We start from the raw sequence: 13,274 nt of genomic DNA on the forward strand, positions 1-13,274 counted from the left end.
CCCCGTCCCTGCCAACGCGGTCGGCGAACAGGCCGAAGCCCAGGCCGCCGCCAACGGCGCGGTCACCGAACCGCTCGGCACGAACACCGGCGCGGACCGGCCCGACAGCGACGCCGGTGACGATCCCGAGGCCGACGAGGTCGAGGGGCCGCGCCGGCGCGCCCGCCGGGAGCGGGCCGAACGCCGCGCCGCCCAGGCCCGCGCCACCGCGATCGAAGAGGCGCGCCGCGAGGCGAAGCGCCGGGCCAGCGGGCGGCTGATCAACGAGCCCAAACCCGTTGCGCGGGGCGTTGTTCGGGGCCTGAAGATGCTGCTGGCCACCGTTGCGCTGGTGATCGTCGGCGTCGGGCTGGCGCTGATCCTGTATTTCACGCCCGCGATGGCGGCCCGCAACATCGTCGTCGTCGGCACCGGGGTGGTGACTCGGGAAGAGGTCCTGGATGCGGCGCGGGTGCGGATCGGAACGCCGCTGCTGCAGATCAACACGAGCCAGGTCGCCGACCGGGTGGCCGCGATCCGGCGAGTGGCCAGCGCGCGGGTGCAGCGCCAGTATCCGTCGGCGCTGCGGATCACCATCGTCGAGCGAGTTCCGGTGGCCGTCAAGGACTTTCCCGACGGACCGCATCTCTTCGATCGGGACGGGGTGGACTTCGCGACCGGGCCGCCGCCGCCGGCGCTGCCGTACCTCGACGTCGCCGACCCGGGGCCGAACGACCCGGCCACCAAGGCGGCGCTGCAGGTGTTGACCGCGTTGCGGCCCGAAATCGAGAGCCAGGTCGGCCACGTCGCCGCGCAGTCGGTGGCCTCGATCACGCTGACGCTGGGCGACGGTCGGGTGGTGATCTGGGGGACCACCGACCGCACCGACGAGAAGGCCGAGAAACTGGCCGCGCTGCTGACCCAGCCCGGCAAGGTCTACGACGTGTCCAGCCCCGACCTGCCGACGGTCAAGTAGCGATCTTCGTCACGTCGGCGCGCTCGACGCCGTGGGGACCAGCGCACGCGCCGGGCGCGGCGGAAATTGCCCAAAATTTGCGGGGCGCGTGTCGGCGCGCCTGCGTGGTTAGGGCGCGCCATACCCATACCGTTCTGGTTGCGCGGAACTACTTGACATAACTCTAACTCTATGGTTGAGGTTGAGGGTTTGCCACGAGAGCCGCGAAACGTCCGGAGGAGCCCACCGCCGGGAGAGAGCTGAGCCAAGCCCATCAGGGAGGAAGACGAATGATGACCCCCCCGCACAACTACCTGGCCGTCATCAAGGTCGTGGGTATCGGTGGCGGCGGCGTCAACGCCGTCAACCGGATGATCGAACAAGGCCTCAAAGGCGTGGAGTTCATCGCGATCAACACCGACGCGCAGGCGCTGCTGATGAGTGATGCCGACGTCAAACTCGACGTCGGCCGCGAGTCCACCCGTGGCCTGGGCGCCGGGGCGGACCCGGAAGTCGGCCGCAAGGCCGCCGAGGACGCCAAGGACGAGATCGAAGAGCTGCTGCGCGGGGCCGACATGGTGTTCGTCACCGCCGGCGAGGGCGGCGGCACCGGCACCGGCGGGGCGCCCGTCGTGGCCAGCATCGCCCGCAAGTTGGGCGCGCTGACCGTCGGCGTGGTCACCCGGCCCTTCTCCTTCGAGGGCAAGCGACGCGGCAACCAGGCCGAGAGCGGCATCTCGGCGCTGCGCGAGAGCTGCGACACCCTGATCGTGATCCCCAACGACCGGCTGCTGCAGATGGGTGACGCCGCGGTGTCGCTGATGGACGCCTTCCGCAGCGCCGACGAGGTGCTGCTCAACGGCGTCCAGGGCATCACGGACCTGATCACCACCCCGGGCCTGATCAACGTGGACTTCGCCGACGTCAAGGGCATCATGTCCGGCGCGGGCACCGCCCTGATGGGCATCGGTTCCGCCCGCGGCGAGGGACGTTCGCTCAAGGCCGCCGAGATCGCCATCAACTCCCCGCTGCTGGAGGCCTCGATGGAGGGCGCCCACGGCGTGCTGATGTCGATCGCCGGCGGCAGCGACCTGGGCCTTTTCGAGATCAACGAGGCGGCCTCGCTGGTGCAGGACGCCGCGCATCAGGACGCCAACATCATCTTCGGCACCGTGATCGACGATTCGCTGGGCGACGAGGTGCGCGTCACCGTCATCGCCGCGGGCTTCGACGCCGCAGGCACCGGCCGCAAATCCGTGCTCGGCGGCGGTGCCGACAAGGAAGAAAAGGGCGGTGCGCACCGGATCGAGTCGGCGAAGGCGGGCAAGCTCACCTCGACGCTGTTCGAACCGGTCGACGCCGTCAGCGTGCCGGTTCACACCAACGGATCGACTTTGAATATCGGCGGCGATGACGATGACGTCGACGTGCCGCCGTTCATGCGCCGCTGAGGGTCTCAATTTGCTTGCCAGCGCGCGACAAACAGGCCTCGAAATATACGGGCCGGACGGCGCTGCCCCCTGGCAAGCACACCGCTCCGGATACTGGTCACGTGAGCGTTCGCATCAGGCGGGTCACCACCACCAGGGCCGGTGGGGTCTCGAGGCCGCCCTTCGACACCTTCAACCTCGGCGACCACGTCGGGGACGACCCGGCGGCGGTGGCCGAGAACCGGGCCCGGCTGGCCGCCACCGTCGGCCTGCGTGCGGGGCGCGTGGTGTGGATGAACCAGGTCCACGGTGACCGGGTCGAGGTGGTCGACGGAGCGCGTGACACCGCGGTCGACGACACCGACGCGTTGGTGACTCGCACCGCGCGACTCGCCCTGGCAGTGGTCACCGCCGACTGCGTTCCGGTTTTGATGGCCGATGCGCGCGCCGGCGTTGCCGCGGCAGTGCACGCCGGCCGGGTCGGCGCCCAGCGCGGGGTGGTGACCCGAACGGTGGAGGCGATGCAGAAGCTCGGCGCGCAACCGCAAGACATCTCGGCGCTGCTGGGCCCGGCGGTCAGCGGCCGCAATTACGAAGTGCCCGCGGCCATGGCCGACGAGGTCGAGGCGGCGTTGCCGGGCAGTCGTACCACCACCGCCGCGGGAACTCCCGGCCTCGATCTGCGGGCCGGAATCGCCTGCCAGCTAAGGGATCTGGGCGTGACGGCGATCGATATCGATCCTCGGTGCACGGTGGACGACCCGGCGTTGTTCAGTCATCGGCGGGATGCCCCGACCGGCCGGCTGGCCTCACTGGTCTGGATGGAGTGACTGCGATGGCGGTAGGAATGCACGCCGGTGACAGTCGCAGCGACCGCGACTCGGAATTGACCCACGCTTTGGCATCGGTGCGCTCGCGCCTGGCGGCGGCGGCCGAGGCGGCGGGTCGCAATGTCGGTGAAATCGAAGTTCTACCGATTACCAAATACTTCCCAGCAACCGATGTTGTGACTTTGTCGCGCTTGGGTTGCCGAGTCGTCGGCGAATCTCGCGACCAGGAAGCGAGGGCAAAAGTGGCCGAAGTCACCCGATTGCTGGCGGCATCGGCGCACGGGGACGTGGGAAATCCGCGCTGGCACATGGTCGGTCATATCCAGCGGAACAAGGCCAAATCGGTGGCGGGCTGGGCACACACCGCGCACTCGGTCGACAACGCGCACCTGGTGTCCGCGCTCGACAAGGGCGTGGCGGCGGCGCTGGCCGAGGGCCGCCGCACCGCCCCGATGCGGATCTACGTCCAGGTCAGCCTCGACGGCGACGAGTCCCGTGGCGGCGTCGACATATCGCGGCCGGGCGCCGTTGATCAGGTGTGCGATCAGGTCGAGGACTCCAAGAACCTGGACCTGGTCGGGCTGATGGGGATCCCGCCGCTGGACTCGGACCCCGACGAGGCCTTTGACCGGCTGCAATCGGAGCATCGCCGGGTTCTCGAGTCGCATCGCGACGCGGTCGGGTTGTCCGCGGGCATGTCCAACGACTTCGAAATTGCCGTGAAACACGGTTCGACGTGTGTGCGTGTCGGTACCGCGCTATTGGGCCCGCGGCGGTTACCGTCACCGTAAGTAGTCACTGTAGTAACAGCTTTATCACTGACACCAGTACTCCCAGGGGCTAGAAGGGTCAACGCAATGAGCACACTGCACAAAGTCAAGGCCTATTTCGGTATGGCCCCAATGGACGACTACGAGGACGAGTATTACGACGACCACGCTCCGTCCCGTGGTTTTCCCCGGCCGCGATTTGACGACGGATACGGTCGCTACGAGCAAGACGACTACGACGATCCGCGCCGCGAGCCCGCCGACTACCCGCCGCCCGCCGGTTACCGCGGCGGCTACGGGGACGAGCCCCGCTACGGCGCCGTCCACCCCCGCGAGTTCGACCGGGGCGAGCGGGGCGGCCCGCGCTTCGGGTCGTGGTTGCGCAACTCCACCCGAGGCGCGTTGGCGATGGACCCCCGCCGGATGGCGATGATGTTCGAAGAGGGCCATCCGCTCTCGAAGATCACCACGCTGCGGCCCAAGGACTACAGCGAGGCGCGCACCATCGGTGAGCGCTTCCGCGACGGCACCCCGGTGATCATGGACCTGGTGTCGATGGACAACGCCGACGCAAAGCGCCTCGTCGACTTCGCGGCCGGCCTGGCCTTCGCGCTGCGCGGATCCTTCGACAAGGTCGCGACCAAGGTGTTCCTGTTGTCGCCCGCCGACGTCGACGTGTCCCCGGAGGAGCGCCGCCGAATCGCCGAAACCGGTTTCTACGCTTACCAATAGCCACATCGGCCGCCCGCTGCACAGCGGGAGCTCGGATCCTCGACGGCCGGAAGTGCCCACGTGAGATGAGGCCCCTCGCCCGGAGTCGGTACGCTGGCAGGCGCCGCGCTGGTCGGCGGCGCTTGGCTTCTCACGGGTAAGGTCGGGGCACTTCAGTTGGTGTTGTTCTTTCAGATCCTTGGGTTTGCGCTATTCATTTTCTGGCTGCTGCTCATCGCTCGGGTCGTGGTTGAGTTCATCCGCTCGTTCAGCCGGGACTGGCATCCGACGGGGATCACCGTCGTGGTGCTGGAGATCATCTTGTCGATCACGGATCCGCCGGTGAAACTGCTCCGCAGGCTGATCCCGCAACTCACCATCGGAGCGGTCCGCTTCGACCTCTCGATCATGGTGCTGTTACTCGTCGCGTTCATCGGGATGCAGCTGGCGTTCGGCGCGGCGGCTTAGCTCCCCATGGGGCCCGATGGTGTGACCCATTCCGTCCCGGAGACGGTTCGGCCACGCTTTAGCGTCGGTTTGGTACCCGCGATTTAAAAATTCTAAGGTTTCGGATTTTATTGCCTTCAAAGTTTGAAATTGGTCCTTATTTATTGGGCTAATCGGCAACGGTCGCGCCTGGTGTGACAGGATGGACGGCAGTTGCACTACGGCTACCACTGCGTTCTACACTTTCCAGAACGTTCGAGAAGGAACTTGAGGGGACGAAACAATGCCGCTTACACCAGCCGACGTCCACAATGTGGCGTTCAGTAAGCCACCGATCGGCAAGCGGGGCTATAACGAAGACGAGGTAGACGCCTTCCTCGATCTGGTGGAAGCCGAGCTGACGCGGCTCATCGAAGAGAACAGCGATCTGCGCCAGCGGATCGAGGAACTGGACCACGAGCTGTCCTCCGGTGGTGGCTCGGCCACCCCGGCCGCAGCGGCCGCGCCCACCCAGGCGATTCCCGTCCGCGAGCCCGAGCCCGAGCCGGTCAAGCCGACGCCGGCCGCAACGCCGGCCGCGGGGGCCGCCGCGGCCAACAACGAGGAGCAGGCCATGAAGGCCGCTCGGGTGTTGACGCTGGCGCAGGACACCGCCGACCGCTTGACCACCACGGCCAGGACCGAGTCGGAGAAGATGCTGTCCGACGCCCGCGCCAACGCCGACCAGATCCTCAGCGAGGCGCGCAGCACCGCCGAGACCACGGTCGCCGAGGCCCGGCAGCGCGCCGACGCCATGCTCGCCGACGCGCAGACCCGCTCCGAGACCCAGTTGCGCCAGGCCCAGGAGAAGGCCGACGCCCTGCAGGCAGACGCCGAACGCAAGCACTCCGAGATCATGGGCACCATCAACCAGCAGCGCACCGTGCTGGAAGGCCGCCTCGAGCAGCTCCGTACCTTCGAGCGCGAATACCGCACCCGGCTCAAGACCTACCTGGAGTCTCAGCTGGAGGAGCTCGGTCAGCGTGGGTCCGCCGCGCCCGTGGACTCCAGCGCGGATGCGGGCAGCTTCGACCAGTTCAACCGGGGCAGCAACTAGCCTTTCGGACGTGCCGGTCACTCGCCGAGCTTCGGGGTTGGCACACTTGGTCATGAAACCGCGGTCCCACTCGTCGCTTGGAGGATGACTGATGCTCATCATTGCGCTGGTATTGGCGCTTATCGGGCTCGTCGCGTTGGTGTTCGCGGTCGTCACCAGCAACGAGCTGGTGGCGTGGGTGTGCATCGCCGCGAGCGTGGTGGGTGTGGTGTTGTTGATCCTCGACGCCCTGCGCGAGCGCCAGCGGCCTGACGTGGCAGGCGACGAAACCCCAGCTGCCGACGAAGCCCACGAGGACGACTACGTCGACTACCCCGAGGAAGCCCCGGCCGCGGGCGAACCGGCGACCACCGCGGAAACCGCGCAGACCGAGGAGTCCACTGTCGCGGCCGAGGGCCGCGGCGACGAGCCCGCCAAGTAACTCCTGTTTTTTGGCGGTTCGGCGCTCAGCAAGTCGGCGTGGCGAGCAGTTGGCGGACCTCGTCGTCGCTGATCTGATGAAAGTCGTCGTAGACCTGCCCGACGGCTTCGAATCCCGGCGGTGTGGTCGCGCACACCACGTCGTCGGCCTCTCGTAGGAGCTCGCGGCAGGTCGACTCCGGTCCCACCGGGACGGCGACCACGATGGATTTCGGACCGGCGGCTCGGACGGCGCGTACGGCGGCGAGCATGCTTGCGCCCGTTGCGATTCCGTCGTCGACCAGGATGACAATCCGGTCGCGCAAGTCGGCGATCGGGCGACCACCCCGGTAGGCGTGCTCGCGCCGGAGCAGCTCCGCCGTCTCACTGTCGATCACCTCGCGCACCTGCTCGTCGGTGACATGCAGGCTGGCCACCACGTCCCGGTTCATCACCACGCCACCACCGCTGGCCAAAGCGCCCATCGCCAGTTCCGACCACTGCGGCACCCCGAGCTTGCGGACCAGGAAAACGTCGAGCGGCGCCTCCAGGGCGGTCGCGATCTCCCAGGCAACCGGCACGCCGCCACGGGCCAGCCCGAATACCTGCACATCGCCCCGGCCGCGATACGCGGCCAACCACCGCGCCAGTTCGCGGCCGGCCTCGCGTCGGTCGACGAACGTCTTCGGTGATGTCCGCCGGACAAAACGACTCGATGGGTTCATTCGTTTACGCTCCCGGCTGCTAAGCCTCTTTCCAGGCTACGTGCGTCGGGCCGAGCGCGGTGGCAGAGTTCGGGTTGGCTGCAGGCTCAGGCACGACCGAGAGGATCCGCGAGATGAGACGGCGTTACGGCACCTACACGGCCTACAGCATCGCGTGCGCGATCGTCTGGGCGGTCATCTTGGCGGTGGTTTCGACGACGGGCGACGCCGCCAGCCGGCATACGTTCCTGCTGGTGTGCGGCGGCTGGGCGATCGGGTGGCTGTCGGCGACGATCGCCAGGGGCGTCTACCCGCCACCGAAGCGGCGTCTTCGGCAGTGAGTTACCGGGTGTAATCGCGGCTTCGCCGCTCAACACGCTCCATCGGCTCGGAAATGAACGCGAGCATTCATTCCGTTCGCCTCAATCGTGTGTGCTCGCGGCTTTGCCGCTCAACACGCTCCATCGGCTCGGAAATGAACGCGAGCGTTCATTTCCCTCGCCTCAGTCGTGTGTCCGAGGGGGTCTGTGATTCATTGACATAGAGGACGGATGTCTCCCGACATAGAGGACAGCTCCCCAGCGGCCAGTATCACCGACCTACAAGCACAGCTAGACACCTTCACCGAGTACTACAACACCGTGCGCCCCCACCGCTCCTGCGGTCGCCGCACCCCACACGACGCCTACTGCGCCCGACCCCCCGCCGGGCCCGCCACCACCCCCGCTGGCATCCACTGGCGAGTGCGCACCGACCGCGTCGACAGCTACGGCAAGCTCACCCTGCGCCACGCCGGACGCCTCCACCACATCGGCATCGGCCACCGCTGGGCCAACACCCCCGTGCTCATGCTCATCGCCGACCTCAACATCCGCATCATCGCCACCCCCGGCGGCCAACTCATCCGCCAACTCACCCTCGACACCAACAGCGACTACCAACCCCAACAACAGAAAACACCCCCAGCCAACAACTGAGGGTGTTCACTATGTCGCGAGACATCTGTCCTCGATGTCTCGCGACATCACAGTGTGTCCGAGGGGGGACTTGAACCCCCACGCCCATTAGTAGGGCACTAGCACCTCAAGCTAGCGCGTCTGCCATTCCGCCACTCGGACAAGGCCAAACCAGCATGGGTTGGCAGCTAAGGCTATCGGATCGCGCGCCGCGAGCCCAACCCAGCTCCCCGAGACGGCGCGATGATCGGGCAGCACGCCGCCGAGTCGCGGCAATGGTAGGAAAGGTGGTTGTGACCATCCAGAGCGGGGCGACCGAGGCGCCAACCAACCCGAGCGACGACGTGGTCGAGGTTGTCAGCAAGTTGATCCGGTTCGACACCACCAACACCGGCGAACCGGAAACGACCAAGGGCGAGGCAGATTGCGCGCAATGGATCGCCGAGCAGCTCGCCGAGGTCGGTTACGCGCCGCAGTATGCCGAGTCCGGCGCGCCGGGCCGAGGCAATGTATTCGTCCGCCTGCCCGGCGCCGACAGCTCGCGCGGCGCGTTGCTGATCCACGGGCATCTCGACGTGGTCCCGGCCGAGCCCACCGAATGGAGCGTGCACCCGTTCTCCGGCGCGATCAAAGACGGCTTCGTCTGGGGTCGCGGCGCGGTCGACATGAAGGACATGGTCGGCATGATGATCGTGGTGGCCCGCCACTTGAAGCGGGCGGGCATCGTGCCGCCCCGCGACCTGGTCTTCGCGTTCATCGCCGACGAAGAGCACGGCGGCACCTACGGGGCACAGTGGCTCGTCGATCACCGGCCGGATCTGTTCACCGGCGTCACCGAGGCGATCGGCGAGGTGGGCGGGTTCTCGCTGACCGTGCCCCGCCGCGACGGGGGAGAACGCCGGCTCTACCTGATCGAGACAGCAGAAAAGGGGCTGTCCTGGATGAAGCTCATCGCCCGGGGTCCGGCCGGACACGGCTCGATGGTCCACGACCAGAACGCGGTGACCGCCGTCGCCGAGGCCGTCGCCCGATTGGGCCGCCACCAGTTTCCGCTCGTGGTGACCGACACCGTTGCGCAGTTCCTCGCCGCCGTCAGCGAGGAGACCGGGCTGACCTTCGACACCGAATCGGGCGACCTGCGCGGAATGATCGAAAAGCTGGGCCCGATGGCCCGCATGCTCAAGGCGGTGCTGCACGACACCGCGAACCCGACCATGCTCAAGGCCGGATACAAGGCCAACGTCGTACCGGCGATCGCTGAGGCGGTGGTGGACTGCCGCATCCTGCCGGGCCGCAAGGAGGCGTTCGAGGCCGAGATCGACGAGCTGCTGGGCCCCGACGTGACGCGCGAGTGGATCAAGGATTTCTCGTCGTATGAGACCAGCTTCGACGGCGACCTGGTCGACGCCATGAACGAGGCTGTGCTGGCGCATGACCCGGGCGCCCGTACCGTGCCGTATATGCTTTCCGGCGGTACCGATGCGAAATCGTTCGCGCGCTTAGGTATTCGCTGTTTCGGGTTCAGCCCGCTGCGGTTGCCGCCGGATCTCGATTTCACCGCGCTGTTCCACGGTGTCGATGAGCGGGTACCCATCGATGCGCTGCGGTTCGGCACCGACGTGCTGGCCCACTTCCTGACCCACTGCTAGATCACCAAGCCGATCACACGAGAGGACCACCATGAGCACTGCTCCCGACCCGTACGCATCGTTGCCGGAGCTGCCGACCTTCACGTTGACCTCGCAATCGGTTGGCGACGGCCAGCCGCTGGCTAAAGCGCAAGTCAGCGGAATCATGGGTGCGGGCGGCGAAGACGTCAGCCCCCAGCTGAGCTGGTCGGGATTCCCGGACCAGACCCGCAGTTTCGCCGTCACCGTCTATGACCCCGACGCCCCGACGGCCTCTGGGTTCTGGCACTGGGCGGTGGCCAACCTGCCGGCCGACGTCACCGAGTTGCCCGCGGGCGCCGGCGATGGCAGCAACCTGCCCGGCGATGCGCTGACGCTGGTGAACGACGCCGGGCAGCGCCGCTACATCGGGGCCGCGCCGCCGGCGGGCCACGGCCCGCACCGGTACTACATCGCCGTGCACGCCGTGGACACCGACAAGCTGGATCTGCCAGAGGACGCGAGCCCCGCCTTTCTCGGCTTCAACTTGTTCCAGCACGCGATCGCTCGTGCGGTCATCCACGGCACCTACGAACAGAAGTAGGGCAGGGGCTTCGGTCCGCGGCCCGGGTTCCCGGCGCTCCCGCCCGAAGCGGGGGTGCCCGCTCGAAGAGGCGCCCCGGCCGCCTTCCGCTGAAATCACTTGCGCCACTTTCGTCCCGGTGTTCTCATCTGAGCGGATTCTGTCGGCGGGCGGACGTATCATTCGAACATGCGTTCGAGAAATTGGACAGCGATTCGAGCTGACGTTGACGCCTTGAGCGCTGCCCTCTCCCGCTTCCAGGCGCTTTCCTGGGAGTCGCTGAGTCCCGCCGAGTTCGTTGACGCGCTGGAAAAGTACGTGTTTGTGGTCGGCCGGCTGGATGCACTCACCTATGAGCTGTGGAGTCCGTTCGCGCAGCCGAGTGGGCGGCGCAGATGGCTTTGACCGACCGCGACGACATCCAGGACGACGTAGACGCTCTGCGCGCCATCGTCTCTCGCTTCCGTGAGCATTCGTATGAGGCGCTGACCAACCCGGAGCGGTTGCAGCTGCTGGAGACACTCGAGTGCGAGACACGCAAACTTCAAGCGCCTACCCATCAGCTCATCAATCAGCTTGGTGAGCAAGGGGATTCAGCGGAGTTCGGCGGCAAGCTGTCCTGGGCGTTGGCCGATCGGCTGCATATCACTCGCGCCGAGGCCGGACGGCGGATCGCCGAGGCGGCGGATCTGGGTCCGCGCCGGGCGCTGACCGGCGAGCCGTTGGCGCCGGTGTTGCCCGCGACCGCGGCCGCCCAGCGCGACGGGGCAATCGGTGCCGACCACGTGTCGGTGATCCGGCGGTTCTTCCACCAGTTGCCCGAGTCCGTCGACCTCGAGACCTGTGTGCACGCCGAAAAGCAGCTGGCGGTCAAGGCCACAGAATTCCGCCCCGATCAGCTCGCCAAACTCGCCCGGCGCCTGATGGATTGCCTCAACCCCGACGGCAGCTACACCGACGAAGACCGGGCCCGGATGCGGGGTGTGGTGCTCGGCAATCAGCAGGCCGACGGCATGTCGCGCCTGAGTGGATGGCTGACGCCGGAGGCACGCGCCAGCTGGGAGGCGGTGCTGGCCAAGCTGGCCGCGCCCGGCATGTGCAACCCCGACGACGAGACGCCGATAGTGGACGGGGCCCCGTCGGAGGCGGCGGTGCAGGGCGACACCCGCAGCACCGGGCAGCGCAACCACGACGGCCTCAACGCCGCCCTACGCGCCGTCCTCGCCAGCGGAAACCTCGGTCAGCACAACGGCTTACCGGCCAGCATCATCGTGACCACCACCCTCGCCGACCTCGAAGCCGCGGCCGGAAAGGGTTTGACGGGTGGCGGCACCATCCTGCCGATATCGGACGTCATCCGGCTGGCCCGCCACGCACATCACTATCTGGCGATCTTCGACAAGGGCAAGGCGTTAGCGCTGTATCACACCAAGCGCCTCGCGTCGCCGGGGCAACGAATTGTTCTGTACGCCAAGGACCGTGGCTGTACGCATCCCGGCTGCGACGTCTCCGGCTATAAATGCGAGATTCACCATGTCGAAGATTGGGCCAGGACGTACCGCACCGACATCGACCAACTCGCCATGGCCTGCGGGCCCCACCACCGGCTGCTCGAGAAGGGCTGGACCACCCGACAACGCGCTGATGGCGATACCGAATGGATACCGCCGCCGCATCTCGATCGCGGGCAACCGCGAACCAACACCTTCCATCATCCCGAGGATCTGTTGCGCGAGGAGGAAGACGGCGAAGCCGACGATGCAATGGGTGCAGCGTAAGGCGCCGACTCACATGCGCCCATACGCGACGGCCATGACTAGGCCCAAACCCGCCAGCAACAAAAACATGATGGTCACCGGGTCGATTACTTCGAAGATCATGTAATCACCCGTGACCGAGCGGGGCGGTCGACAATGGCCGAGTGGCCACCGGCGTATGCAAGCTACGGGCCTGCCACGCGTGTTGGACGGCGATGGCCAATTCGCTCTGTAGCCGTTCGTAGCCGCGCGGCGAAATCCAGACCGGTTGTGTGCTGGGCATGTTCATTGCTCTCCTCAAGCCATCGTGGCTGGTCTCCGGGACACTCGCTGAGGTACTTGCGCCGCTGTGACGCAGTGGGCTGTCCGCGACCGCGGGACTTTCGCCAGATGCATTTCATACGGCACGGCCTCGAGCAGCGTCACCGGTCGCCCCGACTCACCGGGAATCGAGTAGATGCGTTGGTCGCCCGGCCGCGCGCCGGCTATTGCGCGGCCCAACGGCGACGCCATCGAGTACACCTTGATGTCGGCGCCCTCGCTGCCGCGTCTGCCCAGCAGGAACCTTTCGGTCTCACCGGTGACGTCGTAGCGGATGGTCAAAACCATGCCCGGTTCGGCGACGGGGCCCGCGGTGGGATCGCTAACGACCGCCCGCGCCAACAGGTTCTCGATCTCGCGGATACGTCGTTGTAGCGCTGAGCGTTTCGCGTCGAAATCCATCATGTCGTCAGGGACTTCAACGATCAGCTCCGACCGCAACGCGTTGAGTGTGTTCCGCAGGCGCGTGTACTGGTGTCGGGTCATGCCCATGGATTTGATACCGGTCAATTTTGAGTCGTGTCCTTCCTTTTCTCGGGGGAGCGTCGTCAGAGGCGGGCCGAAGGAGGCAGCCGCCGCTGACGACTCGGACGCCCACGGCGGGCGAAAATCCGTTGCGGTTGAGTGTTTTTCCCTTGCAGTCGTTAATTCCATGGTGGTTAATTCCAGGTGGTTAATTCCATGGTGGCCTGCGGCGACTCGACCGTGTTTGCCGGAAACCGACAAAGG

Annotated in this window: 15 protein-coding genes, 1 tRNA gene and 1 pseudogene; 14 read left to right on the forward strand and 3 right to left on the reverse strand. The window is 66.7% G+C overall.

Annotated elements, in window-relative coordinates; translation table 11 throughout:
• The 8 genes from AC5Y4T_RS04905 to AC5Y4T_RS04940 all read left to right on the forward strand — a co-directional run.
• Positions 1–955 (forward strand): cell division protein FtsQ/DivIB (locus AC5Y4T_RS04905; RefSeq protein ID WP_499952342.1); only part of this gene is annotated, 955 nt, incomplete at its 5' end.
• A 272-nt stretch (positions 956–1,227) separates the two neighbouring features.
• Complete coding sequence (ftsZ, locus tag AC5Y4T_RS04910) at positions 1,228–2,385, forward strand: cell division protein FtsZ (RefSeq protein WP_499916747.1); 1,158 nt, start codon at positions 1,228–1,230, stop codon at positions 2,383–2,385.
• Positions 2,386–2,486: 101 nt separating this feature from the next.
• Positions 2,487–3,194 carry a peptidoglycan editing factor PgeF gene (gene pgeF, locus AC5Y4T_RS04915; protein ID WP_499952343.1) on the forward strand — a complete coding sequence of 236 codons (708 nt, stop codon included), beginning with the start codon at positions 2,487–2,489 and terminating at the stop codon, positions 3,192–3,194.
• A gap of 5 nt (positions 3,195–3,199) precedes the next feature.
• Complete coding sequence (locus tag AC5Y4T_RS04920) at positions 3,200–3,985, forward strand: YggS family pyridoxal phosphate-dependent enzyme (RefSeq protein ID WP_499952344.1); 786 nt, start codon at positions 3,200–3,202, stop codon at positions 3,983–3,985.
• A 66-nt stretch (positions 3,986–4,051) separates the two neighbouring features.
• Positions 4,052–4,696 carry a cell division protein SepF gene (locus tag AC5Y4T_RS04925; RefSeq protein ID WP_007770769.1) on the forward strand — a complete coding sequence of 215 codons (645 nt, stop codon included), beginning with the start codon at positions 4,052–4,054 and terminating at the stop codon, positions 4,694–4,696.
• A 156-nt stretch (positions 4,697–4,852) separates the two neighbouring features.
• Positions 4,853–5,143 (forward strand): YggT family protein, encoded by a 291-nt coding sequence (locus AC5Y4T_RS04930; RefSeq protein ID WP_007770770.1) that lies wholly within the window; start codon positions 4,853–4,855, stop codon positions 5,141–5,143.
• Positions 5,144–5,405: 262 nt separating this feature from the next.
• Complete coding sequence (wag31, locus tag AC5Y4T_RS04935) at positions 5,406–6,218, forward strand: DivIVA-like cell division protein Wag31 (RefSeq protein WP_499916017.1); 813 nt, start codon at positions 5,406–5,408, stop codon at positions 6,216–6,218.
• A 91-nt stretch (positions 6,219–6,309) separates the two neighbouring features.
• Positions 6,310–6,639 (forward strand): hypothetical protein, encoded by a 330-nt coding sequence (locus AC5Y4T_RS04940; RefSeq protein ID WP_499916019.1) that lies wholly within the window; start codon positions 6,310–6,312, stop codon positions 6,637–6,639.
• A gap of 25 nt (positions 6,640–6,664) precedes the next feature.
• Here AC5Y4T_RS04940 and AC5Y4T_RS04945 read toward each other — a convergent pair.
• Positions 6,665–7,354 (reverse strand): annotated as a pseudogene (locus tag AC5Y4T_RS04945) (phosphoribosyltransferase); the annotation flags it as partial.
• Positions 7,355–7,455: 101 nt separating this feature from the next.
• On the opposite strand from AC5Y4T_RS04945, the gene AC5Y4T_RS04950 reads away from it, so the two are divergent.
• Positions 7,456–7,662, forward strand: coding sequence for a hypothetical protein (locus tag AC5Y4T_RS04950; RefSeq protein ID WP_499916021.1), 207 nt, complete (start codon positions 7,456–7,458; stop codon positions 7,660–7,662).
• Between the two features lie 210 nt (positions 7,663–7,872).
• Positions 7,873–8,298 carry an integrase core domain-containing protein gene (locus AC5Y4T_RS04955; RefSeq protein WP_499916023.1) on the forward strand — a complete coding sequence of 142 codons (426 nt, stop codon included), beginning with the start codon at positions 7,873–7,875 and terminating at the stop codon, positions 8,296–8,298.
• 55 nt (positions 8,299–8,353) lie between these two features.
• On the opposite strand, the gene AC5Y4T_RS04960 is transcribed toward AC5Y4T_RS04955, so the two are convergent.
• Positions 8,354–8,439 (reverse strand) — tRNA-Leu (locus AC5Y4T_RS04960).
• A 113-nt stretch (positions 8,440–8,552) separates the two neighbouring features.
• On the opposite strand from AC5Y4T_RS04960, the gene AC5Y4T_RS04965 reads away from it, so the two are divergent.
• The 4 genes from AC5Y4T_RS04965 (at position 8,553) to AC5Y4T_RS04980 (ending at position 12,245) form a co-directional block, all read left to right on the forward strand.
• Positions 8,553–9,926 (forward strand): M20/M25/M40 family metallo-hydrolase, encoded by a 1,374-nt coding sequence (locus AC5Y4T_RS04965; RefSeq protein WP_499952345.1) that lies wholly within the window; start codon positions 8,553–8,555, stop codon positions 9,924–9,926.
• 31 nt (positions 9,927–9,957) lie between these two features.
• Positions 9,958–10,488: a YbhB/YbcL family Raf kinase inhibitor-like protein gene (locus tag AC5Y4T_RS04970; RefSeq protein WP_499952346.1), complete on the forward strand. Its 531-nt coding sequence runs from the start codon at positions 9,958–9,960 to the stop codon at positions 10,486–10,488.
• Between the two features lie 213 nt (positions 10,489–10,701).
• On the forward strand, positions 10,702–10,872 hold the full coding sequence (locus tag AC5Y4T_RS04975; protein WP_499952347.1) for a hypothetical protein: 171 nt from the start codon (positions 10,702–10,704) through the stop codon (positions 10,870–10,872).
• Positions 10,863–12,245 (forward strand): HNH endonuclease signature motif containing protein, encoded by a 1,383-nt coding sequence (locus AC5Y4T_RS04980; RefSeq protein ID WP_499952348.1) that lies wholly within the window; start codon positions 10,863–10,865, stop codon positions 12,243–12,245. The genes AC5Y4T_RS04975 and AC5Y4T_RS04980 overlap by 10 nt, the downstream gene beginning before the upstream one ends.
• 276 nt (positions 12,246–12,521) lie before the next feature.
• Here the strand turns inward: AC5Y4T_RS04980 and AC5Y4T_RS04985 are convergent, their stop codons facing one another.
• A complete protein-coding gene (locus tag AC5Y4T_RS04985; RefSeq protein ID WP_499952349.1) occupies positions 12,522–13,031 on the reverse strand; it encodes a GreA/GreB family elongation factor in 510 nt (169 codons plus the stop codon).
• Between the last annotated feature and the right edge of the window lie 243 nt (positions 13,032–13,274).

The organism is Mycobacterium sp. NGS11, assembly GCF_059813315.1.

Bases quoted from the DNA above. Each gene is read 5' to 3' on its own strand.
- AC5Y4T_RS04950 (WP_499916021.1), top strand. From the start codon at position 7,456: ATGAGACGGCGTTACGGCACCTACACGGCCTACAGCATCGCGTGCGCG.
- AC5Y4T_RS04920 (WP_499952344.1), top strand. From the start codon at position 3,200: ATGGCGGTAGGAATGCACGCCGGTGACAGTCGCAGCGACCGCGACTCG.
- AC5Y4T_RS04965 (WP_499952345.1), top strand. From the start codon at position 8,553: ATGGTAGGAAAGGTGGTTGTGACCATCCAGAGCGGGGCGACCGAGGCG.
- AC5Y4T_RS04980 (WP_499952348.1), top strand. From the start codon at position 10,863: ATGGCTTTGACCGACCGCGACGACATCCAGGACGACGTAGACGCTCTG.
- AC5Y4T_RS04925 (WP_007770769.1), top strand. From the start codon at position 4,052: ATGAGCACACTGCACAAAGTCAAGGCCTATTTCGGTATGGCCCCAATG.
- AC5Y4T_RS04955 (WP_499916023.1), top strand. From the start codon at position 7,873: ATGTCTCCCGACATAGAGGACAGCTCCCCAGCGGCCAGTATCACCGAC.
- AC5Y4T_RS04985 (WP_499952349.1), bottom strand. From the start codon at position 13,031: ATGACCCGACACCAGTACACGCGCCTGCGGAACACACTCAACGCGTTG.
- ftsZ (WP_499916747.1), top strand. From the start codon at position 1,228: ATGACCCCCCCGCACAACTACCTGGCCGTCATCAAGGTCGTGGGTATC.
- AC5Y4T_RS04940 (WP_499916019.1), top strand. From the start codon at position 6,310: ATGCTCATCATTGCGCTGGTATTGGCGCTTATCGGGCTCGTCGCGTTG.
- wag31 (WP_499916017.1), top strand. From the start codon at position 5,406: ATGCCGCTTACACCAGCCGACGTCCACAATGTGGCGTTCAGTAAGCCA.
- AC5Y4T_RS04970 (WP_499952346.1), top strand. From the start codon at position 9,958: ATGAGCACTGCTCCCGACCCGTACGCATCGTTGCCGGAGCTGCCGACC.